This is a genomic window from Streptomyces sp. NPDC127098 (assembly GCF_042722465.1).
Classification (GTDB): Bacteria; Actinomycetota; Actinomycetes; order Streptomycetales; family Streptomycetaceae; genus Streptomyces; species Streptomyces millisiae.
In genome coordinates, this window is the sequence record NZ_JBHXFJ010000016.1 from 89,600 (window position 1) to 113,521 (window position 23,922).

19 protein-coding genes and 2 tRNA genes are annotated in these 23,922 nt (G+C 73.5%); 12 read left to right on the plus strand and 9 right to left on the minus strand.

Translation table 11 applies throughout. The annotated features are described in order from the left end of the window. Positions 1-322 precede the first annotated feature (322 nt). Complete coding sequence (locus tag ACFWI8_RS13300) at positions 323-1,588, minus strand: wax ester/triacylglycerol synthase domain-containing protein (protein WP_387089742.1); 1,266 nt, start codon at positions 1,586-1,588, stop codon at positions 323-325. A gap of 137 nt (positions 1,589-1,725) precedes the next feature. On the opposite strand from ACFWI8_RS13300, the gene ACFWI8_RS13305 reads away from it, so the two are divergent. Continuing rightward, positions 1,726-2,931, plus strand: a complete 1,206-nt coding sequence (locus ACFWI8_RS13305) for an aminotransferase class I/II-fold pyridoxal phosphate-dependent enzyme (protein ID WP_387089745.1) — start codon at positions 1,726-1,728, stop codon at positions 2,929-2,931. Here the strand turns inward: ACFWI8_RS13305 and ACFWI8_RS13310 are convergent. From ACFWI8_RS13310 to ACFWI8_RS13320, 3 genes are all read right to left on the minus strand, one after another. Continuing rightward, positions 2,921-4,144 (minus strand): beta-ketoacyl-[acyl-carrier-protein] synthase family protein, encoded by a 1,224-nt coding sequence (locus ACFWI8_RS13310; protein ID WP_387089748.1) that lies wholly within the window; start codon positions 4,142-4,144, stop codon positions 2,921-2,923. The genes ACFWI8_RS13305 and ACFWI8_RS13310 overlap by 11 nt on opposite strands. Before the next feature lie 109 nt (positions 4,145-4,253). Then, positions 4,254-4,505: an acyl carrier protein gene (locus ACFWI8_RS13315; RefSeq protein ID WP_311599336.1), complete on the minus strand. Its 252-nt coding sequence runs from the start codon at positions 4,503-4,505 to the stop codon at positions 4,254-4,256. A 92-nt stretch (positions 4,506-4,597) separates the two neighbouring features. Further along, positions 4,598-5,980: an FG-GAP and VCBS repeat-containing protein gene (locus tag ACFWI8_RS13320; RefSeq protein ID WP_387089751.1), complete on the minus strand. Its 1,383-nt coding sequence runs from the start codon at positions 5,978-5,980 to the stop codon at positions 4,598-4,600. 267 nt (positions 5,981-6,247) lie between these two features. Between ACFWI8_RS13320 and ACFWI8_RS13325 the strand changes: the two genes are divergently transcribed. Both ACFWI8_RS13325 and ACFWI8_RS13330 read left to right on the plus strand, forming a co-directional pair. After that, complete coding sequence (locus ACFWI8_RS13325) at positions 6,248-6,949, plus strand: YciI family protein (RefSeq protein ID WP_387089754.1); 702 nt, start codon at positions 6,248-6,250, stop codon at positions 6,947-6,949. Further along, positions 6,946-8,175: an RNA polymerase sigma factor gene (locus tag ACFWI8_RS13330; RefSeq protein ID WP_387089757.1), complete on the plus strand. Its 1,230-nt coding sequence runs from the start codon at positions 6,946-6,948 to the stop codon at positions 8,173-8,175. The genes ACFWI8_RS13325 and ACFWI8_RS13330 overlap by 4 nt, the downstream gene beginning before the upstream one ends. A 103-nt stretch (positions 8,176-8,278) precedes the next feature. Here the strand turns inward: ACFWI8_RS13330 and ACFWI8_RS13335 are convergent. Together ACFWI8_RS13335 and ACFWI8_RS13340 are read right to left on the minus strand one after the other, a co-directional pair. Continuing rightward, positions 8,279-8,352, minus strand: a tRNA-Ile gene (locus ACFWI8_RS13335). Positions 8,353-8,573: 221 nt separating this feature from the next. Further along, positions 8,574-8,646 (minus strand) — tRNA-Asn (locus ACFWI8_RS13340). Between the two features lie 167 nt (positions 8,647-8,813). Between ACFWI8_RS13340 and ACFWI8_RS13345 the strand changes: the two genes are divergently transcribed. From ACFWI8_RS13345 to ACFWI8_RS13385, 9 genes are all read left to right on the plus strand, one after another. Further along, positions 8,814-9,107: a YtxH domain-containing protein gene (locus ACFWI8_RS13345; protein WP_387089760.1), complete on the plus strand. Its 294-nt coding sequence runs from the start codon at positions 8,814-8,816 to the stop codon at positions 9,105-9,107. 109 nt (positions 9,108-9,216) lie between these two features. After that, entirely contained in the window at positions 9,217-9,984 is a 768-nt protein-coding gene (locus ACFWI8_RS13350) for an IclR family transcriptional regulator (RefSeq protein WP_311599333.1), read from the plus strand. A gap of 35 nt (positions 9,985-10,019) precedes the next feature. Beyond that, on the plus strand, positions 10,020-10,877 hold the full coding sequence (locus tag ACFWI8_RS13355; RefSeq protein WP_387089762.1) for an SMP-30/gluconolactonase/LRE family protein: 858 nt from the start codon (positions 10,020-10,022) through the stop codon (positions 10,875-10,877). Positions 10,878-11,096: 219 nt separating this feature from the next. Further along, positions 11,097-12,398 carry an extracellular solute-binding protein gene (locus ACFWI8_RS13360; RefSeq protein ID WP_387089765.1) on the plus strand — a complete coding sequence of 434 codons (1,302 nt, stop codon included), beginning with the start codon at positions 11,097-11,099 and terminating at the stop codon, positions 12,396-12,398. Beyond that, positions 12,395-13,348, plus strand: coding sequence for a carbohydrate ABC transporter permease (locus ACFWI8_RS13365; RefSeq protein WP_387089768.1), 954 nt, complete (start codon positions 12,395-12,397; stop codon positions 13,346-13,348). The genes ACFWI8_RS13360 and ACFWI8_RS13365 overlap by 4 nt, the downstream gene beginning before the upstream one ends. An 88-nt stretch (positions 13,349-13,436) precedes the next feature. Beyond that, on the plus strand, positions 13,437-14,300 hold the full coding sequence (locus ACFWI8_RS13370) for a carbohydrate ABC transporter permease (RefSeq protein WP_387089771.1): 864 nt from the start codon (positions 13,437-13,439) through the stop codon (positions 14,298-14,300). Between the two features lie 120 nt (positions 14,301-14,420). After that, positions 14,421-15,947, plus strand: coding sequence for an alpha-N-arabinofuranosidase (locus ACFWI8_RS13375; RefSeq protein ID WP_387089773.1), 1,527 nt, complete (start codon positions 14,421-14,423; stop codon positions 15,945-15,947). Between the two features lie 144 nt (positions 15,948-16,091). Beyond that, on the plus strand, positions 16,092-17,819 hold the full coding sequence (locus ACFWI8_RS13380; protein WP_387089775.1) for a PHP domain-containing protein: 1,728 nt from the start codon (positions 16,092-16,094) through the stop codon (positions 17,817-17,819). Next, the gene (locus ACFWI8_RS13385) at positions 17,816-18,376 is read left to right on the plus strand and encodes a hypothetical protein (protein ID WP_387089778.1); all 561 of its coding nucleotides are present in this window, start codon (positions 17,816-17,818) and stop codon (positions 18,374-18,376) included. The genes ACFWI8_RS13380 and ACFWI8_RS13385 overlap by 4 nt, the downstream gene beginning before the upstream one ends. A gap of 561 nt (positions 18,377-18,937) precedes the next feature. Here ACFWI8_RS13385 and ACFWI8_RS13390 read toward each other — a convergent pair. The 3 genes from ACFWI8_RS13390 to mmsB all read right to left on the minus strand — a co-directional run bounded on the left by ACFWI8_RS13390 (position 18,938) and on the right by mmsB (position 23,921). Further along, the gene (locus ACFWI8_RS13390) at positions 18,938-21,463 is read right to left on the minus strand and encodes an ATP-dependent Clp protease ATP-binding subunit (protein WP_387089781.1); all 2,526 of its coding nucleotides are present in this window, start codon (positions 21,461-21,463) and stop codon (positions 18,938-18,940) included. A gap of 36 nt (positions 21,464-21,499) precedes the next feature. Beyond that, positions 21,500-22,561 (minus strand): aldose epimerase family protein, encoded by a 1,062-nt coding sequence (locus ACFWI8_RS13395; RefSeq protein ID WP_387089784.1) that lies wholly within the window; start codon positions 22,559-22,561, stop codon positions 21,500-21,502. Positions 22,562-22,664: 103 nt separating this feature from the next. Then, the gene (gene mmsB, locus ACFWI8_RS13400) at positions 22,665-23,921 is read right to left on the minus strand and encodes a multiple monosaccharide ABC transporter permease (RefSeq protein WP_387089787.1); all 1,257 of its coding nucleotides are present in this window, start codon (positions 23,919-23,921) and stop codon (positions 22,665-22,667) included. Position 23,922 lies beyond the last annotated feature (1 nt).

Here is a 23,922-nt window from a genome sequence, read left to right on the forward strand (position 1 = left end):
GACTCGGCATTCGATATCGCCCGGGAAACGGTTCCCCTGCCGGGGGCCTGGCGAGCGGTCGGCGGCCCGCGCCCACGACCCGCACGGGACCGCCGGCCTCCGCCGGCCGGACCCGGCGCGGAGTGTCGACGGCGCGCCGGGCGAATCACGCCCGACTCCGCCGGGAACCGCGATTCATCCCCCACGCCGTTCGCCTTCTCCCGAAGGCATTTCCGGGCGCCGGCCGAAAGGTGATTCGGCTTGCCCCCTCCCGAATACCGGAACTCGCCGCACAATTCGGCGCGACGGCGTCGATCACGCTTTTCTCGGACGCGCCCGCAGGCTAGAGCCGAATGGCCGGCTCGCCGGCGGCGAAATCGTCGAGCGCCACGGAGAACGCGGCCGTCAGCCGCGCCGCGGGCGGCGCCGCGTGGCTGACCACGGTCAGGCTCAGCGCGGCGGCCCGCTCCGGCGTCCTGGTGTGCCCCGCGAGGAAGAAGCTGACGACCCCCGGCGGCGGCACGTCGGGCAGCACGAACCCGCCGGTCAGCGGCCGGCCGAGGAGCGACCAGGGACCCCGGCACAGCACCAGCGAGGTGCAGCACACCGGCGCGTACGACGCCGAGATGACGTGCGCGCCGGCCGCCCGTGGCGCCCAGGCGCCGAGCAGCGCCGCGCCCCCGACCAGGCGGGCCGCGTTGACCGCCCGCGCCCTGAACCCGGGCGCGGCGAGCGCCGCGTGGCAGGCGGCCAGCCGGTCGCGCGGGTGGTCCTGCCCGACCGGCAGCGGCACCCGGGCCGCCGACAACACGTTGCCGAGCTCCCCGCCCGCCCCGGAAGGCCGCAGGTCGACCGGCACCAGCGCGTAGAGCGGCCGCTCCCGGCCCGGCCAGCCGGACGGCGCGCCGTGCACCTCGCGCAGTGCCCCGGCGACGGCGGCGAGCAGCACGTCGTTGAGGCTGATGCCGGCGCGCGGCAGGGACCGGCGTGCCGCGCGCACGGCCGCCGGGTCGACCTCGGTCCAGGCGATGGTCGGCGCGGCCGGTGTCCCCGGCAGGCGGCGGCTCGGCCGCGCGTGGTGCAGCAGGTCGCCGACGAGCCGCCCGAGCCCCGCAGGGAAGTGCTGGGGCTCCGCCGGCTTGGGGGCGGCGGCCGGCGGGCCGTCGAGCAGCACGTTCAGCAGCGCCTCGAGGGACCGCCCGTCGAGCGCCGCGTGATGGGCGGTCAGCAGCAGCGCGAAGCCGTCGGAGCCCTGGCCAGGCACCAGGCGCAGCCGCCACGGCGGCGGACCGGCCGGCAGCGGGCGGCGCGCCACCGCGTCGACGAGCTCCGTCAGCCGGGTGCCGGGCGGCTCGGCCCGCACCTGGAGCACCGGGTCGAACTCGTCGAGCACCAGCCACCGGTGCCGCCGCAGCGCGCTCGGCCCGGGCGGCGGCAGCAGCACCGAGCGCAGCCTGGGCAGCCCGCCGAGCCGACCGGCGACCAGCCCCCGCAGCTCGTCGAGGTCCGGCGCGGGCCCCGAGAAGAACACCGCGGAGCCGATCGTCTTGGGGGTGCCGCCCGCCGCGAAACACTCGTCAGAAGCCGAGAGTGCGATACTGTTTTCCATCCTCCCAGCCCTTTCCCCTCCGCCGGACAACCGCCGAGGAAAACCGCGGAATCACATCGCGCGTGGGGGAGCAATCTAATCGCTGTGATCGGACAGGCTGCACTCTGACACGACAGGGAAGAGGCCCAGGTAACGGCATGGCAGACATCTTCGACAAGAAGCCGATCGCGGCGTTCGGCGAAATGGCGGAGACGGGCGCGAGACCCTACTACCGCACCGCGGCCCCGGACGCGATCATGGCCGGCTGCAACGACTACCTGGGCCTGGCGACCGATCCCAGGGTCGTCGAGGCGGCCGCCGCCGCGTTGGCCAGGCACGGCACCAGCTGCTCCGGATCCCGCATCCTCAACGGCACGCTGCCGCTGCACGAGGAGCTGGAGGCCGCCCTCGCCGACTTCCTCGGCTGCGAGGCCGCCCTGGTCACCACCACCGGGTTCCAGGCCAACCTGGCCGTCGGCGCCCTGCTCGGACCCGGCGACGCCTCGTTCAGCGACATGGCCAACCACGCCTCGCTGGTGGACGCGGTGCTGCTCGGCCAGGGCACCAGGCACCGCTACCGGCACGGCGACCTCGACCACCTGGGGCGCCTGCTCGCCGCCGCCGACCCCGACGCCGGCAAGCTCGTCATCACGGACGGCCTGTTCTCCATGGAGGGCGACCTCTGCCCGCTGCCCGGGCTGCGCGAGCTCGCCGACCGGTACGGCGCCCGGCTCGTGGTGGACGGTGCCCACGACATCGGGCTGCTGGGCGTGTGTGGTCGCGGCGTCGCCGAGCACTTCGGCGCCATGGACGCCGTCGACCTGTTCACCGGCACGTTCTCCAAGTGTTTCGGCTCGCTCGGCGGCCTGCTCGCGGGACCGGCCGGGATCGTCGAGTACCTGCGCTACACGGCGCGCCCGGTGCTGTTCTCCGCGGCGATGTCCCCGGCCTCCGCGGCGGCCGCGCTGGCCTCGTTGGAGATCATCAGGACCGAACCGGCCCGCCGCGAGCGGGTCTTCGACCACGCCGAGCGGCTGCACAACGGGCTGCGCGCGCTCGGCTTCTCCACCAGCCCCTCCGTCACCCCCGTCGTCCCCGTGCACGTCGGGCACGGCGTGCCCTGCCTGCGGATGTGGCAGGCGCTGCACGACGCCGGCGTCTACACCAACGCGGTGGTGGCGCCCGCCGTCCCGCGCGGTCGCGCCCTGATCCGGGTGACCCCGCAGGCCACCCACACGGAGGAGCAGATCACCCGGATCCTGGACACCTTCGCCGCCTGCGGCCGCCGCCTCGGGCTGGTGCCCGAGCGGGCCGAGCACGACTGGACGCCGGTCGCGCTGGCCCGTCCCAAGCTCACCCCGTGACGAAGACCAGCGCCACGTTGTGCCCGCCGAAGCCGAACGAGTCGCTGACCGCCACCGGCACCGGCCGCTCCCGCGGCTTCTTGACCACCAGGTCGATCGCCAGGTCGGGCGCCGGCGCCCCCACGTTGGCGGTCGGCGGCACCACCCCGCGCTCCACGCTCAGCACCGTCAGCACCGCCTCGACGGCGCCCGCCGCGCCCAGGCCGTGCCCCAGCGCGCCCTTGGCCGAGGTGACGCTCGGGCCGTGCGGGAACACCCGCTCGATCATCCGCCCCTCCGCCGTGTCCCCCTGCCGGGTCGAGGTGGCGTGCGCGTTCACGTGTTCCACGTCCCGCGCCTCGGCCCCCGCCTGGGCGAGCGCCGCCCGCACCGCCGCCTCGGCCCCCCGCCCCTCGGGATGCGGCGCCGTGGGATGGTGCGCGTCCGTGGAGACCCCGCACCCCGCGAGCACCGCCCTGGCCCGGCCGCCCCTGGCCCGCAGGTCCCGCATCCGCTCCAGCACCAGCACCGCGGCGCCCTCGGCCATCACGAACCCGTCGCTGTCCGCCGCGAAGGGCCGGGAGGCGCCGGCCGGGTCCTCACCCCGCCGCGACAGCGTCCCGGCCCGCTGAAAGCCCGTCACCATCAGCGGCGTCGTCGCCGACTCGGCGCCGCCCGCGACCACCACGTCGCACCGCCCGGCCACCAGCCACTCCCGCGCGGTCGCCACCGCGCTCGCCCCCGAGGCGCAGGCCGTCACCGCCGCCAGGCTCGGCCCCCGCGCGCCGAGCGCCAGGGCGATCTCGCCGGCCGCCATGTTCGGCAGCATCATCGGGATCAGCGCCGGCGACACCCAGTCGGGCCCCTGCTCGGTCAGCCGCCGCTCCTGCTCCCGCATCGCGTGCATGCCGCCCATGCCGCATCCCACGACCACCCCGACCCGCGCCCCGTCCCACGTCGCCGGGTCGAGTCCCGCGTCCCCCACGGCCTCCACGGCCGCCACCAGCGCCAGCCGCGTGAACCGCTCCATCCGCCACAGGTTCCGCACCCCGAGCCCCGCGCCGATGTCCTCGCCCGGCACCCGGCAGCTGAAGTCCACCGGCAGCCCGGCCAACGCGGGATCCCGCGTCGCCGTCCCCAGCCCCCGGCACACCCCCTCCCAGGTGGCCGCCACGCCCACCCCCGCCGGGGTGATCGCCCCCACCCCCGACACGACCACCTCGTCCCGGCTCACGAGTCCTCCCGGTTCGCTTCTCCGCCCGCGCGGCTACGCACCGGCATCTCGAACCCCCGCGGCTCGGCGGCCGCGCTGGGGGCACCTCCCGCTTGCGGGGGAGCGTCGCTCACGACGCCACGGCCCGCGCCGCGTCCAACGCCCGTGCCACGTCCGCCAGCGTCGACTCCCCGGTCAGCCCGTCCTCGTCGAGCGCCACCCCCGTCTCCTGCCGCAGGCACAGGGCGAACTCGGCCCGCCCCAGCGAGTCGAGCCCCACCTCCTCCACGGTCACCTCGGGCGAGAGATCGTCACGCACGAACTGGAACTTGCCGACCAACACGGACACCACGGTGTCGTAGCTCTCGCTGTGCTCGCTCATGGAGCGCAGTCTCCCGGCCCGTCGGCACTATATGTTCTATTTAGGGCGGGAATGCACCCGTCCGCAGCAGGACGGGTGCCGGCCCCGGGGCGCTACTGCAGCGCGCCGTCCGCGAGGTCCCAGTCGCCCCAGTAGGACGCGCCGCTGGTGCTGATGCCCGAGGTGGTGCCCGGGAGTCGGACGGCGGCCTGGTCGCCGCTGCCGCTGTCGACCAGCAGGTCGGCGCGGCCGTCGCGGTTGGTGTCGCGCAGCCGGACGGTCGTGCCGAAGCGGTCGTACTGCTGCCTGGCGCCCGGCACGCCGGACGTGCCGCGGTCGAAGGCCTGCGAGTTGGCGCCGGTCACGCCGCTCGGGCCGCCGCGGAGCACGTGGACCGCGCCGGCGTCGGTCAGGTCGCCGATCTGCTCGCCGGGCGCGCCGATCGCCAGGTCGGGGTAGCCGTCGCCGTTGACGTCGCCGGCCGAGACGCTCCAGCCGAACTGGTCGTTCACCTCGGGCGAGCCGGACACGCCGGCCGTCGACTGGCTGATCCGCACCGCCGACACCGGGCCGTTCGCGCCGCCGCGCCAGACGGTGGCCCGGCCCCGGTTCTCGTTGTACGCGTCGTCGCCGAAGGCCACGTCGCCGTAGCCGTCCTGGTCGAAGTCGGCGATGACCCCGTCGGCCCACCAACTGTCCTGGGTGGGGGAGAGGCGGCCCGAGGTGCCGGGGGCCAGCGTCGAGCCGCCGCGCACGAACCAGGCCTCGGTGCCCTCCTCGCCCTCGTAGCCGTTGACGCCGATGACCACCAGGTCGGTGGCCGTGTCGCGGGTGACGTGTCCCGCGACGAGGCGGGTGGCGAAGAAGCCGGGGTCGCGGTTGAGCCGGGTGACGGAGCCGGCGACGCCCGAGGGCGTGATGTTCCCGCGGAAGACGTAGGCGTCGTTGCCGTCGATCACGGCCAGGTCGGGGCGGCCGTCCGCGTTGAAGTCGCCGGTGGCCAGGTCGTCGCCGAAGCGGTCGTAGGCCGCGGGGCTCTGGCTCGGCACATTGGTCCCGCCGGTCAGGCCGTTGGCGCTGCCCCACAGGATCGTCACGCTGCCCTGGTCGACCCGGCCCGAGACGTCCTCGCCCGGCGCGGAGACCGCCAGGTCGGCGTAGCCGTCCCGGTTGAAGTCCGCGCTGGTCCTGGCGGCGCCGAACATGTCGTCCGCCTCGTTGGCGCCGGGCACCCCGGGGCTGCCCTGGTGGATCACCTGCCGCCGGGTGCCGATCCCGGACGCCGTGCCGTAGGTGACCTCGACGGCGTCCGCGCCGTTCGTCTCCTCCGCCCAGACCCAGGCCGCGTAGTCGCGGTACCCGTCCCCGTTGAAGTCGTCCGCGTACCGGGCGGGCGCCGCCTGCGCCGTCCCGACCGGGACGGCCGGCAACAGGCCACCCCCCACGACAGCAGCCGCCCCCAGCGTCGTCGCGATCCGCAACGTGCTCCGTCTCATCCAGCTCTCCCTGGCCAGAAGAATCAACACAACAGAGGGAAGACCCCTGGGATGTCCCGGAAGTTGTACGGGAGTTGTTCGAAAGTTCGATGCAGGGTCCTGTGGTGTTCACGGTGCGGTGGCACGGCGAAGCCCGGGTCCGGCGGGGCTTGGACCCACGGGTGACGGATCATGTGAGGGAGGCGCCGTCGGGTGAGTCACGCCGCCGTGTCGGATTCCGGGAGGGGCGTTCGTCGTCTTCATGAAGCGCTCGAAAGGAGAACGGTCATGAAGTACGTGTTGTTCATCGCCACCGACCCCGCCGGGGAGCCGACCGACGAGAACCCGGACGCGTGGGTCGAGGAGTGGAACGGCCGCGGCGTCCGCGTCGAGGGGATGCCGCTCAGGCCGGTCGACGAGACCAGGACGGTCCGCGTCCGCGGCGACCGTGTGCTCGTCACCGACGGCCCGTTCGCCGAGACGACCGAGTGGATCGCCGGGTACGACCTCATCGAGGCCGCCGACCTCGACGAGGCGATCGAGGTCGCCGCGTCGCACCCGATGGCGACCGGCGGACGCGTCGAGGTCCGGCCGGTCGCCCACCTCGACCTCGGGCCGGGTACCGGGAACGTCCCGCACCGGGGCGACGTGCCGGCCTCCCGCTTCCTCGGTGTCTTCCGGACGGACCCCGGCGCGCCGCCCTTCACCCCCGAGCCCGCCGCGGTGGCCGGGTGGGTCCGCGACGGCCTCGCCTCGGGCCGCTACCTCGGCGGCGAGCACCTGTGCCCCGCCGAGGACGCGACGCTCGTGCGCCGCCGGGGAGGGGAACTGCTGGTCACCGACGGCACATACACGGACGTGCCGGAGTGGGTCACGGGGATCGTGTTCCTCGACGGCGAGTGGGACGAGGCGATCGACTACCTCTCCCGCTCGCCCATGGCGCGGTCCGGGATCGCCGAGCTGCGCGAGTTCTGGACGGACTTCGGGTGACGACCGGGGCAGCCGAGGTGCGGGCGGCGCTTGCCGAGGCGTACCGGGCCGAGTGGGGTGTCGTGTTCGGCACGATCGTGCGGCTGACCGGCGACTGGGAACTGGCCGAGGACTGCGCGCAGGAGGCGTTCGCCCGCGCCCTGCCGGCCTGGCGGCGGGAGGGGGTGCCGCGCAGGCCGGGCGCGTGGCTGGTGACCGCCGCGCGGCACCGCGCCCTCGATGTGCTGCGCCGCCGGACGACCGAGCGCGGCAAGCTGGCCGAGGTCGCCGCCCGCGAGGCGGTCCGCGAACCGGCGCCGCCCGGGGACGAGCGCCTGCGGCTGGTGTTCACGTGCTGCCACCCGGCTCTCCCGCTCGAATCCCGGGTCGCGCTCACTCTCCGGACGGTCAGCGGCCTCACGACGCGGGAGATCGCCCGTGCCTTCCTGGTCGGCGAGGACACGGTGTCGCAGCGGATCCTGCGGGCGAAACGGAAGATCGCGGCGGCCGGCATCCCGTACCGGGTGCCGCCGCCGGGCTCGCGCGCCGAACGGCTGGACGGGGTTCTCGCTGTCATCTACCTCGTGTTCACCGAGGGGTACGCGCCCAGCGACGGCAGTACTGTCCGCGACGTCCTCGCCGAGGAGGCTGTCCGGCTCGCCCGGCTCGTCGCGGCCGAGGTCCCCGACGAGCCGGAGGCGCGGGGGCTGCTCGCGCTGCTGCTGCTCCAGCACTCCAGGCGCGCCGCTCGGCTCGACGCGGACGGAGGGCTGGTCACGTTGGAACACCAGGACCGGAAACGGTGGGACCGCGCACTCGTCGGCGAGGGCGTGGCCCTCGCCCGTGAGGCGGTCGCGGCGGGCGGCCCGTACGCGCTACAGGCGGCGATCGCCGAGCGGCACGCCGTCGCCCCGGACGCGGCCGCCACCGACTGGGTGACGATCGTGGCACTGTACGACCGGCTGCTGGCCCTGCGCGCCAACCCGGTCGTGGCGCTCAACCGCGCCGTCGCCGTCGGGATGCGGGACGGCCCGCAGGCCCAGTTGGACGCCGTCGACGCCCTCGGCACGCTCAGGCAACTGGCCGGGAACCACGCCTTGCCCGCCGTCCGAGCGGACGCGCTGCGCCGCCTCGGCCGCTCCCGTGAGGCCGTGGCGGCGTACCGGGAGGCGGAGGAGCTCGCGCCGAACGAGGCGATCGCCCGGCAGTACGCGCGGTGGATCGCCGCGCTGGGACCGGACGACTGACGGGGCGACGGGAAGAAAGGGCCTCCGCGAACCGCCGGGCTCACGGGGGGCCTTATCGTCGCCGAACCAGCGGGCCACGGGCGGGCCGTGTCGCGCTGCCAGGTGGGGCGGGTGGGACTCGAACCCACGGCCGACGGATTATGAGTCCGTTGCTCTAACCGGCTGAGCTACCGCCCCAGGAACGGCGTGCCGCGCACATCTGTGCGCGCCGTCTGCCGCAGCATAGCTGTTCATACGATCTCCCGCGCGGGTCGGGGTGCTCGTACGTGGGCTGTGACTGCGGGCATGGAGTGATCGGTTCCCGATGGCGGTCAAGAGATGCACGCGGGACGCGAGAGAAAGCCGGAGAAAGTCGCCGAACGAAGGAAGGGCCCCTGGAGGGGGCCCTTCGTGTGGCGCTCCCCCGACTGGACTCGAACCAGTAACCTGCCGGTTAACAGCCGGCTGCTCTGCCAATTGAGCTACAGGGGACTGCTCCGCTCGGGTCGGCCGCCCGGATCCCGGGGGCGCGTCCTCCGCGCGCCGCTTACATTAGCGCATGTGAGGGGGTGCGTTGAAATCGGTATCCGGGCCACCCGGTTGCCAGGGCCGTTACGGGTCAGGAGAAGATCGGGAAGTCCGACGAAGGGAAGCGTCTGATGCGCAAGCTCATCTTCATCGCGGGTCTGGCCGTCGGGTACGTGCTGGGGGCCAGAGCGGGGCGGGAGCGGTACGAGCAGCTGCGGGAGGCGGCGGACCGGGCCCGGCGTAACCCGACGGTGCGGAACACGGTGGACAGCGCCTCGCAGGCCGGCCTGCAGGTCGCCGGCCGGGCGGCGGGGGTCATGGCCGACCGGACCGCGGGCAGGGTGCCAAGCTCGGTGACCGACACGCTACGCTCGGTGCGGGATCGGGCCACGGGCAAGGACGTCGACGCCTGGCACGAGTCGTAGCCGGAGCCTCCCGGCCATTGCCCACGGTCACCGTGGCTGGTTAGCTATGTTCGAGATTCCGGAATTCGCCCGGGATCTCGAACGGACGAGTGCCGGGAGGGCGAGGGGCATGGGGCGTCGCGTGCCGGCGGTCAGCCGGGCGTTGGACATACTGGAGCTCTTTCTCGACGGGGACGGCACGCTCTCCGCACCGGAGATCACCCGCAGGCTCCAGCTGCCGCGCACCACCGTGCACGAGCTGGTCACCACGCTGGCGGCCCGCTCCTACCTGGTGCCGGTGCCCGAGCAACCGGGCCGCTACCGGCTCGGGGTGCGCACCTACCAGCTCGGCAGCCGGTACGCCGAGCAGCTCGACCTCGCCGCCGAGGGGCAGCAGGTGGCCCGCGCGGTGGCCGAGACCTGCGGCGAGACCGTGCACGTGGCCGTCCTGGAGGACGCCGACGTCATCTACATCGCCAAGGTGGACAGCACCCACGCGGTCCGCATGGTCTCGGCGGCCGGCCGCCGGCTGCCGGCCCACTGCACGGCGGTCGGCAAGATGCTGCTGGCCTCGCTGCCGCCGGACGAGCTCGCGGAGCGCCTGGCGTCCGCCGGCGAGCTGCGGGCCATGACGCCCCACTCCATCACCGAGCCCGACGCGCTGCGGGCGGCGCTCGACGAGATCAGGGAGCGCGGGCTCGCCTCCGAGCAGCGCGAGTCCAACCCGGACGTGAGCTGCGTCGCCGCGCCGGTGCGCGACCGGGCGGGCCGCGTGGTGGCCGCGCTCAGCGTCTCGGTGCCGATGATCCGGTGGAGCGAGGAGCGCCAGGCGGAGCTGGCCGACCTGGCGGTCAAGGGCGCCGGGCAGTTGTCCGAGCGGCTGGGCCACCACGGCTGACGGGCCGGGGGCCAACCCAAGGAGAGAGGACGGGCATGGTGGCGGACGGTCTGGAGATCGCGATACGGGCGCGGGCCGACCTGGGAGAGGGGCCGACCTGGGACCCGGCGGCCGAGCGGCTGGTCTGGGTGGACATCCTGGCCTCGCGGATCAACCTCTTCGACCCGGCCACCGGCCGGCGCACCGTGCTCCCCACCGAGCAGCACGTCGGCGCCGCCAAGCCGCGTGCCGGCGGCGGCTTCGTGGTCAACCTCAGGGACGGCATCGGGCTCTACGACGAGGCGGGCGGGTTCTCCTGGCTGCGTCACGAGGCGGTGCCCGGCCGTCGGGGTAACGACGCGGCGGTCGCGCCGGACGGCGCGCTGTGGGCCGGGAGCATGCGCTACGACGAGCGTCCAGGCGGCGGCTCGCTGGTCCGGGTCGCGCCGGACGGCGCGGCGACCGTGCTGCTGCCCGAGGTCACGGTCAGCAACGGCACCGGCTGGAGCCCGGACGGCTCGCTGGTGTACTACGTCGACACCCCGACGCGGCGGGTCGACGTACTCACCGTGACCGAGGACGGCGGTGGGCGCGACCGTCGGCCGCTGGTGGACACCTCGGAGTTCGCCGGCTACCCGGACGGCCTGACGGTGGACGCCGAAGGCTGCGTCTGGGTCGCGTTCTGGGACGGCCGTGCGGTGCTCCGCTTCACGCCCGAGGGCAAGCTCGACCGCGTCGTCGAGGTGCCGGCCTCCAGGCCGACGGCCTGCGCCTTCGGCGGCCGGGACCTCACCGACCTCTACATCACCACGGCCAGCGTCGGCACCGACCCGGGCGCCGAGCCGCTGGCCGGCTCCGTCCTGGTCCTGCCGGGCGCCGGCCGTGGCCTGCCGCAGCCCGCGTTCGCCGGCTGACGCGCCGTGAGCCCGCCGGCCCGGTGCCGGCGGGCCCGCCAGGGCGCTCCGTAAATCCCCTACTGCACGACCGTTGACCTCGTCCGGTGGCCACCCCTACGTTCACGTTCGTATCTCCGATCTACGTTCGGGATTACGAATGAGGGATGGGTAAGCCGCATGACACCACCATCCGTACCGCCACCCGTGCCGCCACTTCCCGGACCCAGCAGACGACGGATGCTGGGCTCGTTCGCCGGGCTCGGCGCCCTGACCGCCCTCGCCGCCGCCGGCTGCGCGGCCCCGAGCGGGGCCGGCTCGGGACAGACCAGGCTCCGCTACTGGCACCTGTTCGGCGGCGGCGACGGCGCCAACATGGCCGCCATGCTCGACGCCTTCCAGGCGGAGCACCCCGACCTCGACCTCCAGGCCGCCACCCTCTCCTGGGGCTCCCCCTACTACACCAAGCTCGGCATGGCCGGCGCCGGCGGCCGGGCCCCCGAGGTCGCCGCCCTGCACCTGGCGCGGCTCGCCGGCTTCGCCCCCGGCCGGCTCCTCGACCCCTTCGACCTCGACCTGCTCGCCGAACACGGCATCACCGAGGCCGACTTCCCCGCGGACCTGTGGCAGCGCGGCATGGTCGACGGCGAGCTGTACGCCGTCCCGCTCGACACCCACCCGCTGGTCCTCTACTACAACACCGACGTCTGCGAGCGCGCCGGGCTGCTCGACGGCGACGGGCGGCTCCGCGCCATCGAGGGCGCCGACGCCTTCGCCGAGGCGGTGCGCGCCGCCGGCGAGGTCACCGGCCGCCCCGGCCTCGTCGCCGAGACCCTGGGCGCCGACACCATCGGCCCCTGGCGGATGTTCAACGCCTTCTACGCCCAGACCGGCGGCCAACTGCTCACCGAGGACGGCACCCGGATCGCCATCGACGACGCCAAGGCCCTCACCGTGCTCGACTACATGCGGCGGCTCACCCAGGAGGGCCTGTGCGTGGAGCGCGCCGACTACCCGGGCGCGGTCGGCATCTTCGCCGCCGGCGAGACCGGCTTCTTCCTCAACGGCGAGTGGGAGGTCACCACCTACACCAACAACGGGCTGCCGTTCTCCATGGCCCGGATACCCAACCTCTTCGGCACCGCCGCCACCCAGGCCGACTGCCACGCGTTCGTGCTGCCGCACCAGAGAGGGCGTGGCGGCGCCTCCAACGAGGCGGCCCACGCCTTCGTCGCCTGGATGCTCAAGCACTCCGTCGACTGGGCCGCCGGCGGCCACGTCCCCGCCTACCTCCCCACCCTTGAGGAGCCCGACTACCTGGCGATGCGCCCGCAGTCCGAGTACCGCGAGGTGATCGACGAGGTGGTGCTCGACCCGCGCGTCTGGTTCGCCGGCTCCGCCTCCCCGCTCTGGCTCGAACTCGGCGCCGTTCTCTCCGGGGTGCTGCTCGGCACCCGCACCCCCGAGGGCGCGCTGGCCGAGGCCAGGTCCCGGCTCCAGCAACTCCTGGACACCCCAAGCCCGTTCGGGGAGACCGCATGACGACCACCGCGCCGCCCGAGCCGACCACCGAGCCGGCCACCGTCGGGAATCGACCGGCGTCCGCCACCGTGCGCCGCCACTGGACCGAGCACGGCCTCGTCTTCACCCTGCCCTTCCTCGTCGTCTACGCCCTCTTCCTGATCTGGCCGCTGCTCTCCGGCATCAGGATGAGCCTGACCAACGCCGACGTCGCCGGCACCCGGGCCGACTTCATCGGTTTCGACAACTACGCCGAGGCCCTCACCGACCCCGACGTGTGGTCCTCGCTCTGGAACACCCTGTGGTTCACCGTGCTGTCCACGGTGCCGCTGGTGGTCGTCGGCCTGGTGCTCGCGCTGCTCGCGCACCACCTGCGGGTCGTCGCCTGGCTGTGGCGGCTCAGCTGGTTCGCGCCGTTCCTGCTGCCGTCCGGCGTGGTCTGCCTGCTGTGGCTGTGGGTGATCTACCCGTCCGACTTCGGCTTCGCGGACCAACTCCTCGCCGAGTTCGGCCTGCACCCCGGCATCGGCTGGCTCACCGACACCCGCTACGCGATGATCTCCATCGTCATCACCACCATCTGGTGGACCGTCGGCTTCAACTTCCTGCTCTACCTGGCCGCCCTGCAGTCCATTCCGCAACACCTCTACGAGGCGGCCGAGTTGGACGGCGCCGGTGCCTGGCACCGGCTGCGCCACATCACGCTGCCGCAGCTGCGCTCCACCACCGGCGTGGTGCTCGTGCTGCAACTCCTGGCCTCGCTCAAGATCTTCGACCAGGTGTACATCATGACCGGCGGCGGCCCGGACGAGTCGACCCGACCCATCCTCCAGTACGTCTACCAGGCCGGCTTCACCGGCTATCGGGTCGGCTACGCGTCGGCGATCTCGTACATCTTCTTCGCGCTGATCGTGGTCGTCTCGCTGATCCACCTGCGCGTCACCCGGCGGCGGCGGGAGGGGAACTCGTGAGCGTCCCGCACGCGGCAGTCGGGCCGCGCACATCCGAGATGCCGGCGCGTGGCCACGCGGGCGGAGAAGCGAACAAGGAGGACACGGCATGAGCGCTTTGGTGGAAGGGACGGCGGCCGGCCGCCGGGTGCGGTGGACCCCCGGGCGGCTCGCCATGCTCGGCTGCGCGCTGCTGCTCGCCCTGCTGTGGTTGCTGCCGCTCGCCTGGGCGCTGGCCACCTCGTTCAAGCCGGAGAGCGAGACCACCGAGACCGGTCTGCAGTGGATCGGCTCGTACCTCACCCTGGACGCCTACCGGGCGGTCTGGGAGTCGGGCGACCTCACCCGCTGGATGTTCAACACCGCCTACATCGCCTCCATGACGACGCTGCTCACCGTGGCGCTCACCGCCATGGCGGCCTACGGCTTCAGCCGCACCGAGTTCCGTGGCCGGCGGGTGCTCTACGGCCTGGTGCTGGCCGGGATCATGGTGCCGCCGCAGGTGCTGATCGCCCCGCTGTTCGCCGAGATGGTCTCGCTGGGCCTCGTCGACACCTACTGGGGCGTCATCCTGCCGCAGGTCGCCGCGCCCGCCATGGTGTTCATCCTGGTGAAGTTCTTCGAGGGCGTGCCCCGCGAACTGGAGGAGGCCGCCTACGTGGACGGCGCCGGCCGCTGGCGGGTGTTCTGGACCATCGTGCTGCCGCTCTCCCGCCCCGTGCTCGCCGCCGTGGCGATCTTCACCTTCATCCAGACCTGGAACAACTTCCTGTGGCCGTTCCTGGTGACCACCGACCCCAACGCGATGACGCTGCCGGTCGGCCTGGTCAACGTCCAGTCCACCTACGGGGTCCGCTACGCCCAGGTGATGGCCTCGGTGATCATCGGCGGGCTGCCGCTGCTGGTCGTCTTCGCCTTCTTCCAGCGGCAGATCGTGCGGGGTGTCGCCCACACGGGGTTGGCGGGGCAGTGAAGGAGGGGCGAGCGAACAACCCGTTGACCGGCGGGTCGTTCGAGCCTTAGGTTCACTGTTCGAAGTAACGATCGACGTTCGATATCACGAACAAATCTGCCTGACGGAGCAAGGACCCGCATGAGCGAGACATCGCACACCGCCCGCTTCACGCTCGACCCCGACTTCACCGTCTCGGCCGTTGACCCGCGGCTGTTCGGCTCGTTCGTGGAACACCTCGGCCGGTGCGTCTACACCGGCATCTACGAGCCAGGACACCCCACCGCCGACGAGGCGGGGCTGCGCGGGGACGTGCTGGAGCTGATCAGGGAGCTGGGCGTGAGCGTCGTCCGCTACCCCGGCGGCAACTTCGTCTCCGGCTACAAGTGGGAGGACGGCGTCGGCCCCAAGGACCAGCGGCCGCGCCGGCTCGACCTCGCCTGGCGGTCCACCGAGACCAACCAGTTCGGGCTCGGCGAGTTCGTCGACTTCGTCCGCAAGATCCAGGGCGAGCCCATGATGGCCATCAACCTCGGCACCCGCGGCGTCGCCGAGGCCATCGAGCTCCAGGAGTACGCCAACCACCCCGGCGGCACCGCGCTCTCCGACCTCCGCGCGGCCCACGGCGACAAGGACCCCTACGACATCCGCCTGTGGTGCCTCGGCAACGAGATGGACGGACCCTGGCAGACCGGCCACAAGACCGCCGACGAGTACGGCAGGATCGCCGCCGAGACCGCCCGCGCCATGCGGCAGATCGACCCCGACGTCGAACTCGTCGCCTGCGGCAGCTCGTCGCAGGCCATGGACACCTTCGCCGCCTGGGAGTCCACCGTCCTCCAGCACTCCTACGAGCTGGTCGACCACATCTCGCTGCACGCCTACTACTACGAGCGCGACGGCGACCGGGACTCCTTCCTCGCCTCCGCCGTGGACACCGAGTCGTTCATCGAGAACGTCGTCGCCACCTGCGACCACGTCGGGGCCCGGCTGAAGTCGAAGAAGACCATCAACCTCTCCTTCGACGAGTGGAACGTCTGGTACCAGGACGGCAGCGCCCCCACCCTCTCCGGCGAGGGCCGCGGCGATGACTGGGCCGAGGCGCCCCGCCTGCTGGAGGACAACTACAGCGTCACCGACGCCGTCGTCTTCGGCTCGCTGCTCATCGCCCTGCTCCGGCACGCCGACCGCGTCAAGGTCGCCTGCCTCGCCCAACTCGTCAACGTCATCGCCCCCATCGCCACCGAGCCCGGCGGCGCCGCCTGGCGGCAGACCACCTTCCACCCCTTCGCGCAGGCCTCCGCGCACGGCCGCGGCACCGTCCTCGACGTCCGCGCCGAGAGCCCCCGACACACCACGGCCAAGTACGGCGAGGTCGACCTGCTGCACGCCACCGCCGTCCGCGACGAGACCACCGGCGCCGTCACCGTCTTCGCCGTCAACCGGCACCAGACCGAGACGCTGCCGCTCGAGGTCACCCTGCGCGGCCTCGGCCTCGGCGAGGTCGTGGAGCACAGCGTGCTCGCCGACGCCGACCCCGACGCCCGCAACACCGCCGCCCGGCCGGACCGGGTCACCCCGCACCCGGCCACCGGCACCACCCTGGACGGCGAGGTGCTGCGCACCACCCTCGAACCGCTGTCCTGGAACGTGATCCGGCTGGCCTGACATCCGCACGCATGAGACGCCGACCCACCGGAAAGGGACCCGGTGGGTCGATGTCCCTCAAGGCTCACCTTCCGTTCATCTCCTGCCTGAAGAGTGCCCGCCGAGAAGACGAGAAACCGGCGAAACACCCCAAGGGGAGCGACGATGGGCCACGGCCACCATCACCACCGCGGTCACGACCACCACCACGGCCACGACCACGAGGCCGAGTCCAGACCACTGCCGGCGGCCATGGACGTCAACGTGCCGGACAGCGAGCTGAGCCCGGACCAGCTGTCCCGCCGCTCCATGCTGCGCCGCGCCGGCCTGCTCGGCGCCGGGGTGGCCGGCGCCAGCGTGCTCGCCGGCACCGGCGCGGCCGCCGCCGGCGACCTGCTCGGCAACGCCACCGCGGGCAGCGCCGGCAACAGCGGGAACGGCGGCGGCCGGCTGCTGTGGCTGGCCGGCGACCACCACATCCACACCCAGTACAGCTCCGACGGCAAGTACCGGGTCGTCGACCAGGTCCGCCAGGGCGCCCGGCACGGCCTCGACTGGATGGTCATCACCGACCACGGCTCCGTCAACCACTCCCGGATCGGCGTCGAGAAGGTCAACCCCGACATCAGGGCCGCCCGCGACGAGTTCGACGAGACGCTGGTCTTCCAGGGCCTGGAGTGGAACATACCGGCCGCCGAACACGCCACCGTCTTCGTGCACCCCGGCGACAACGAGGTCTCCGTCCTCAAGCAGTTCGAGACCGACTACGACGGCGCCGTCAGGAACGCCACGGGCTCCACGCCGCAGAACGAGGCCCTCGCCATCTCCGGGCTCAACTTCCTCGCCGAGCAGGTCCAGCGCCGCAAGGTGCGGGACGCGATGATGTTCGCCCACCACCCCTCGCGCAAGGGCATCGACTCCCCGCACGAGATCCGCGGCTGGCGCGACGCCCAGCCCCGCATCGCGCTCGGCATGGAGGGCGCCCCCGGCCACCAGGCCGCCGGCATCGCCGCCCCGCACGGCCCCGGCGGCGGCCGCGGCTACTACGACTCCAGCCCCGGCAGCGGCTCCTTCCCCGGCTACCCGGCCGAGAGCTACCGCACCTGGGGCGGCTTCGACTGGATGACCGCCACCGTCGGCGGCCTCTGGGACAGCCTGCTCGCCGAGGGCAAGCCGTGGTGGATCACCGCCAACTCCGACTCCCACAGCGTCTACGGCGACGTCGCCGTGCGCCCCGAGGGCACCGACTTCAACGGCAACGGCTACCACGACGCACCGGTCTACGGCGGCGCGTTCGACCTGGAGGCCGGCGACTACTGGCCGGGCCAGTACAGCCGCACCCACGTCGGCTCGGCCGGCTTCTCCTACGCCGCCGTCATGGACGGGCTGCGCGCCGGCCGGGTCTGGGTGGACCACGGCGGCCTGATCTCCGGCCTCAACGCCCAGCTGCGCGGCGGCGGCCAGTCGGTCACCCTCGGCGGCTCGCTCTCCGTGCGGCGCGGCACCGACGTCACCCTCACGCTGGAGATCGCGCTGGCCAACGGCCCCAACTGGGCGCAGTTCGTGCCGAAGCTGGCCCGCGTCGACGTCATCCGCGGCGAGGTCACAGGCCCGGTCTCCGACAAGGACGTGTTCCACACGCCGGACACCCGGGTGGCCAAGTCCTTCGAGGTCAACAAGTCCACCGGCAGCGTCACCCTCGAGTACCGACTCGGCCGCGTCGACCGCCCGTTCTTCCTGCGGGTGCGGGGCACCGACGGCAACCGCACGCAGGTGGGCCTGAACGGCGCGGCCGTCGACCCCAACGGGCCGGCCCTCGACGTCCTCGGCGACGCCGACCCGTGGCGCGACCTGTGGTTCTACTCCAACCCGGTCTGGGTGCTGCCGCGGTGACCCTGCTCGGCCTCTCGGACGGCAGCCGCGGCCTGCGCGGCGTCGACCACCTCGCGCACCGGCTGGCCGAACTACTCCCGCTGCCGGCCGGTGCGCACGCCCGCACCCATGTGGTGCGCACCCCCGAGCCGGGTCTGGCGCTCTCCGTCGAGCTGCCGGACCCGGCCGGGGCCGTGGCCGCTCTGCCGGGCGAGGTGGCCGTCGCCCGCGAGGACGGCCGGGTCACCGGCCCGGCCGAGCACCGGGCCGCGGCGGTGGCGGCGCTCGCCGCGCACGGCCGGGACGGCGCGCGGGCCGTGTACTTCCCCGGCTCGGCCGGTCTGACCGGCACGCTCACGCTGGCGGAGCTCTTCGCGCGCACCGCGATCGACGCGGCCGTCGCGCTCGGCGGCGCGGTCCCGGACGCGTCCGCGCGGCTGGACACCCGCGGCCACGTGCGTCCTGAGCTCCGCGGGGGCCGGCTGCTCCTCCGCGTGGCCCCTGCGCGGGGCGGCGTCTACGTCCCCTTCGAACTCCCCGACCCGCACCCGTGCTGCGGCGGCGACCACGACGACTGACCGGCGGAGCCGCTCCGCGCTCCGTGCGGGTTTTTCCCCACCCGCCCACCCTTTCCGGCTGCGCCGAGGCCCGCCGCCGCGTAGCGGCCGGCGCGGACCGGCTCCGCCGGGGGCGCCTTTTCCGGCTTCGCCGGGGCCGGGCGCCGCGCGGCGGGTGGCACGCGCTTCGCGCGGAGCCTGCTCCACCCGCCCGCGCTTTCCGGCTGCGCTGGGGTGGGGCCCGTTGCGCTTGGCGCGCCGGCCCTTGCGCGCTTCGCGCCGAGGGGGCGCCTTTTCCGGCTTCGCCGGTGCCGGCCGCCGCGCGGCGGGTGGCACGCGCCTTGCGCGGAGTCTGCCCCACCCGCCCGCCCTCTTCGGCTCCGCCAGGGCGGCGGCCGGTGCGGCGCGCTCCGCGTGGGTTTCCCCGCCCGGCTCCGCCGGCCTGTGGCCCGCTGTGCTGGGCGCGTCTTTTCCGGCTTCGCCGGTGCCGGCCGCCGCGTGGCGGCGGACCTGTCCGTGCGCTCGGGCACCGATGCCCGCTTCGCTCCGGCCGCAAGCGGGCCCGTGGTCGGGCCCGGCCGGCTAGGCGCCCGCTGGGGGCCAGCCTTCCGACTCGGCCGCGGCAGCGGCCTCCGCGTCCTGTTCGCGGGCCACGGCGCAGGTGACGTGGCCGTCGCGGGTGTCGGCGATGATCGTGTCGCCCGGGTGGGCCTCCTCGCTGAGCAGCAGGGAGGCCAGCTGGTTGTCGAGCTCGCTCTGGATGGTGCGGCGCAGTGGTCTGGCGCCGAACTCCGGCTGGTGGCCGTGTTCGGCGAGCAGGTGGCGGGCGTCCTCCGTCACCTCCAGACGCATGCCCTGGGCGCGCACCCGGCGGCGGCTGCGTTCCAGCAACAGGTCGACCACCTGGTCGAGTTCGCCGGGCGAGAGCCGGTGGAAGACGATGGTCTCGTCGATCCGGTTGAGGAACTCCGGCGGGAAGTGGCGTCCGAGGTCGGCGAGGAGTTCGTCCCGAACCTCCTCGGCGCGGCCGTGGTGCGCCAGGATCCGTTGGGCGCCCAGATTGCTGGTCATGATGACCACCGTGTTGCGGAAGTCGACCGTCCGGCCCTGGCCGTCCGTCAGCCGGCCGTCGTCCAGCACCTGGAGCAGGGTGTGGAAGACGTCCGGGTGGGCCTTCTCGACCTCGTCGAAGAGCAGCACGCTGTACGGCTGCCGCCGCACCCGCTCCGTCAGCTGTCCCGCCTCCTCGTGGCCGACGTAGCCGGGTGGGGCGCCGATCAGCCGGGAGACGGTGTGCCGTTCCTGGAACTCGCTCATGTCGAACCGCACGAGCCGGTCCTCGTCGCCGAAGAGCAGCGCCGCCAGCGCCTTCGCCAGCTCCGTCTTGCCCACGCCCGTGGGGCCGAGGAAGAGGAAGGAGCCGACCGGCCGTTCCGGGTCGCCCATCCCGGCGCGGTTGCGCCGCACCGCCTCCGCGACCGCCGTGACGGCCTCGTCCTGGCCGACGACCCGGTCGTGCAGGGCACGTTCCAGCTTCAGCAGCCGCTCGCGTTCGCTCTCCGTGAGCCGGCTGACGGGGATGCCCGTGCGCCGGGACAGCACCTCGGCGATGTCGTCGGCGGTGACCTCCCGCACCCCCTCGCGGCGCTCCTCGATGCCGGCCAACTCGCCCTCGACGCGGGCGATCTCCCGCTTCAGCTCGGCTGCGTGCTCGTAGTCCTCGGCCGCGATCGCCTGGTCCTTCTCGCGGTGCAGCCGGGCGATCCGGTCGCGGCGCCCGGTGACCTCGGTGGAGCGGCCGAGTGAGGTGAGCCTGACCCGGGCGCCGGCCTGGTCGAGCAGGTCGATGGCCTTGTCGGGCAGGAAGCGGTCGGAGACGTACCGGTCGGAGAGCTCGGCGGCGGCCACCAACGCCTCGTCGGTGAACCTGACCTGGTGGTGTGCCTCGTAGGAGTCCCGCAGCCCCTCCAGGATCTGGATGGTCTCGGCGACGCTCGGCTCGGGGACGGTCACCGGCTGGAAGCGCCGCTCCAGGGCCGCGTCCTTCTCCACGTAACGCCGGTACTCGTCCATCGTGGTGGCGCCGACCACGTGCAACTCGCCGCGGGCCAGGGCCGGTTTGAGGATGTCGGCGGCGTCCAGCGCGCCGCCCTCGCCGCCGGCGCCCGCGCCGACCACCGCGTGCAGCTCGTCCACGAAGAGGACGGTGGAGTGCTCGGCGGCCCGGACCTCGTCGATGACGTTCTTCAGCCGCTCCTCGAACTCGCCCCGGTACTTGGAACCGGCGACGAGGCCCGTCAGGTCGAGGGCGACCACCCGCTTGTCCCGCAGCGTGTCCGGCACGTCCCCGGCGACGACGCGCTGCGCCAGGCCCTCGACGATCGCGGTCTTGCCGACGCCGGGCTCGCCGATCAGCACCGGGTTGTTCTTGGTGCGGCGGGAGAGGACCTCCACGGTCTGCTCGATCTCCTCGGCCCGTCCCACCACCGGGTCGAGCCGCCCAGCGCGCGCCTCGCCGGTCAGGTCGCGGCCGTAACGGTCGAGCGTCGGGGTGGTGCTCTCCGACCGGTCGGCCGGCTGCCGGCCCGGATCCGGCCGGCCGAGGCCGGCGCCGGTCGGCACCCCCGACTCGTCGAGCAGCCGGGCCGCGCCCGAGCCCGGCTCCTCGAGCAGCGCGGCCAGGATGTGCTCCGGCCCGATGTAGGAGATGCCCGCCGCCTGGGAACGGGCGTGCGCGGCGATCAGGGCACGCTTGGCGGCCGGCGTCAGACCTGGCTCGGCCGACGGCTCGGCGCCGGCGCCCGGCAGCGCCTCGGCGACCGTCTCGGCCAGCCGGTCGGGGTCGGCGCCGGCCTCGGCGAGCAGCCCCCGGGCCGGCTCCACCTGGGTGCAGGCCCACAGCAGGTGGCCGGTGTCCAGGTCCTCGACACCGTCCGCGGCGGCCCGCTCGGAGGCCCGGGATATCAGCTCCCGGGCCGCCTCGGACAGCAGCCGGCCGATGGGCACCCGCTGCACCCGCGGCGGCGCGGCCGCCGGCGAGGTGCCGAAGAAGCGGTCGAGCAGCTCGGCGAACGGGTCGCGGGGCCGGCCGAAGGGCGAGGACGTCATGCGTCCACTACACCAACGGCCGGGGCGGCCCGCCGGCTACCGTACGGCGAACGAGTGAACGGTGGTCGAGCGGTACACCTCGCCGGGCCGCAGCACCGTGGAGGGGAAGTCGGGACGGTTGGGGGAGTCCGGGAAGCGCTGGGTCTCCAGGCACAGCGCGTCGCCCTGCCGGTAGACGCGGCCCGAGGGCCCGGCCAGGGTGCCGTCCAGGAAGTTGCCGCTGTAGAACTGCAGCCCCGGCTCGGTGGTGGCCACCGTCATCAACCGGCCCGAGCCCGGCTCGTAGACCGTCGCCACCCGCTCGGGCTCGGCCGTCGCGCCCTTGTCGAGGACGAAGTTGTGGTCGAAGCCCTGGGCGCGCAGCAGCTGCGGGTGGGCCTGGCGCAGGTCGCGGCCGATCGGCTTGGCCCGGCGGAAGTCGAACGGGGTGCCGTCCACCGGGGCCGGCGGCCCCTCGGGGATGAGGGTGGCGTCGACCGGCGTGTAGTGGCCGGCCTCCAGGCCGAGGCGGTGGTCGTGGACGGTGCCGGAGCCCTCGCCGGCCAGGTTGAAGTAGGTGTGCGAGGTGAGGTTGACGACGGTGGGCGCGTCGGTCTCGGCGCGGTAGTCGATGCGGAAGGCGCCGTCCTCGGTGAGCGTGTAGTCGACCTCGACCCGCAGCGTGCCGGGGTAGCCCTGGTCGCCGTCCTCGCTCGTCAGCCGGAGCGTGAGGGTGGCAGGCCCCGACGGGGTGACCTCCCAGAGCCTGCGGTCGAAGCCGATCTCGCCGCCGTGCAGGCTGTTGGGGCCGTCGTTGAGCGGCAGCTGGTGGGGCCGCCCGTCCAGCGTGAAGCGTCCCCGGGCGACGCGGTTGCCGTAGCGGCCGATCAGCGCGCCGAAGTAGGGGGAGCGGCCGGCGGCGTACGGCTCAAGGCTGTCGAAGCCGAGCGAGACGTTGGCCGACTCGCCGTGGCGGTCCGGCAGTTCGAGGGACTGCACGATCCCGCCGTAGCCGAGCACCCGCAGCCGGGTGCCGCCCCTGGCCAGCGTCCAACGGCGCACCTCGGCGCCGTCGGCCAGCCGGCCGAACACCTCGGACCACGGCGCTTCATCTTCCACGAATGTGCTCCTCAGCCGCAGGGGACGAAAAGATCCCACGACGGTAGCCCCCCGCCCCGGCACGGGCCCGGGCGGGGGGTGTGAGCGGGCCGACGCCCGGAGGTCAGCCGCGGCCCGACAGGCCGCGGCGCTTGTTCCAGATGTCGAAGGCGACCGCGACCAGCAGCACCAGGCCCTTGATCACCTGCTGCCAGTCCTCGCCGACGCCCACCAGCTGCATGCCGTTGTCCAGCACGCCGAGGACCAGGCCGCCGATCACCGCGCCGAGGACCGTGCCGACGCCGCCGCTCATCGAGGCGCCGCCGATGAACGACGCGGCGATGGCCTCCAGCTCGAAGAGGTTGCCGGCGCCGGTGGTGGCGGTGCCGGTCCTGGCCGTGAACACGATGCCGGCCAGCGCCGACAGCACGCCCATGTTGATGAAGACGGCCATGGTGACCCGCCGGTACTTCACGCCGGACAGCTCGGCCGCCGCCCGGTTGCCGCCCAGCGCGTACACGTGCCGGCCGAACACCGAGTTCCGCATCACGAAGCCGAGCAGCACCAGCAGGCCGCCCAGGATCAGCAGCACCACCGGCGCGCCCCGGTAGCTGGCCAGGGTGAGGGTGAACGCCAGCACGGCGGCCACCAGCGCCGCGCAGCGCAGCACGAACAGGCTGAACGGCAGCACCGTCAGCTCGTACTGCCGCTGCTGGGAGCGGCGCCGCCACTCCTGCGCCACCACCGCGGCGCACACCGCGAGGCCCAACAACACCGTGAGGTTGTGGTAGTTGGTCTCGGGGCCGACCTCCGGCAGGAAGCCCTGGTTGATGTCCTGGAAGCCCTGCGGAAGGCCCGACCAGGTGCGGCCCTCCAGCAGGATCCGGGTGGCCCCGCGGAACAGCAGCATGCCGGCCAGGGTGACGATGAAGGACGGTAGTCCCACATAGGCGATCCAGAAGCCCTGCCAGGCGCCGATGACGGCGCCGATCAGCAGCGAGAGCAGCACCGCGACCTGCCACGGCAGGTCGTACTCCAGGATCAGCACGGCCGCCGCGGCCCCGCTGAAGCCCGCTATGGACCCGACGGACAGGTCGATGTGCCCGTTGATGATGACGATCATCATCCCGATGGCCAGGATGAGGATGTAGCCGTTCTGGTTGATGATGTTGCTGACGTTGCGCGGCAGCAGCACGTCGCCGCCGGTCCAGATCTGGAAGACCAGCAGCAGCACGGCGAGGGCGATCAGCATGCCGTACTGGCGCATGTTGTTGCGCAGCGCGTTGCGCATCAGCGACGGCAGTTGACGGATGCCGCCGTTCGCCCCGTCGCCGCCCGGCGTGTCGCCGGTCGGGTTCTTGCCCAGGGTGGCCTGGCTCATC

Excerpts from the sequence above, each read along its gene's own strand:
- ACFWI8_RS13325 (WP_387089754.1), top strand. The coding sequence starts at position 6,248 with ATGAAGTACGTGTTGTTCATCGCCACCGACCCCGCCGGGGAGCCGACC.
- ACFWI8_RS13380 (WP_387089775.1), top strand. The coding sequence starts at position 16,092 with ATGGGCCACGGCCACCATCACCACCGCGGTCACGACCACCACCACGGC.
- ACFWI8_RS13350 (WP_311599333.1), top strand. The coding sequence starts at position 9,217 with ATGGGGCGTCGCGTGCCGGCGGTCAGCCGGGCGTTGGACATACTGGAG.
- ACFWI8_RS13360 (WP_387089765.1), top strand. The coding sequence starts at position 11,097 with ATGCTGGGCTCGTTCGCCGGGCTCGGCGCCCTGACCGCCCTCGCCGCC.
- ACFWI8_RS13355 (WP_387089762.1), top strand. The coding sequence starts at position 10,020 with ATGGTGGCGGACGGTCTGGAGATCGCGATACGGGCGCGGGCCGACCTG.
- ACFWI8_RS13345 (WP_387089760.1), top strand. The coding sequence starts at position 8,814 with ATGCGCAAGCTCATCTTCATCGCGGGTCTGGCCGTCGGGTACGTGCTG.
- ACFWI8_RS13320 (WP_387089751.1), bottom strand. The coding sequence starts at position 5,980 with ATGAGACGGAGCACGTTGCGGATCGCGACGACGCTGGGGGCGGCTGCT.
- ACFWI8_RS13365 (WP_387089768.1), top strand. The coding sequence starts at position 12,395 with ATGACGACCACCGCGCCGCCCGAGCCGACCACCGAGCCGGCCACCGTC.
- ACFWI8_RS13300 (WP_387089742.1), bottom strand. The coding sequence starts at position 1,588 with ATGGAAAACAGTATCGCACTCTCGGCTTCTGACGAGTGTTTCGCGGCG.
- ACFWI8_RS13370 (WP_387089771.1), top strand. The coding sequence starts at position 13,437 with ATGAGCGCTTTGGTGGAAGGGACGGCGGCCGGCCGCCGGGTGCGGTGG.
- ACFWI8_RS13305 (WP_387089745.1), top strand. The coding sequence starts at position 1,726 with ATGGCAGACATCTTCGACAAGAAGCCGATCGCGGCGTTCGGCGAAATG.
- ACFWI8_RS13390 (WP_387089781.1), bottom strand. The coding sequence starts at position 21,463 with ATGACGTCCTCGCCCTTCGGCCGGCCCCGCGACCCGTTCGCCGAGCTG.
- ACFWI8_RS13315 (WP_311599336.1), bottom strand. The coding sequence starts at position 4,505 with ATGAGCGAGCACAGCGAGAGCTACGACACCGTGGTGTCCGTGTTGGTC.
- mmsB (WP_387089787.1), bottom strand. The coding sequence starts at position 23,921 with ATGAGCCAGGCCACCCTGGGCAAGAACCCGACCGGCGACACGCCGGGC.
- ACFWI8_RS13375 (WP_387089773.1), top strand. The coding sequence starts at position 14,421 with ATGAGCGAGACATCGCACACCGCCCGCTTCACGCTCGACCCCGACTTC.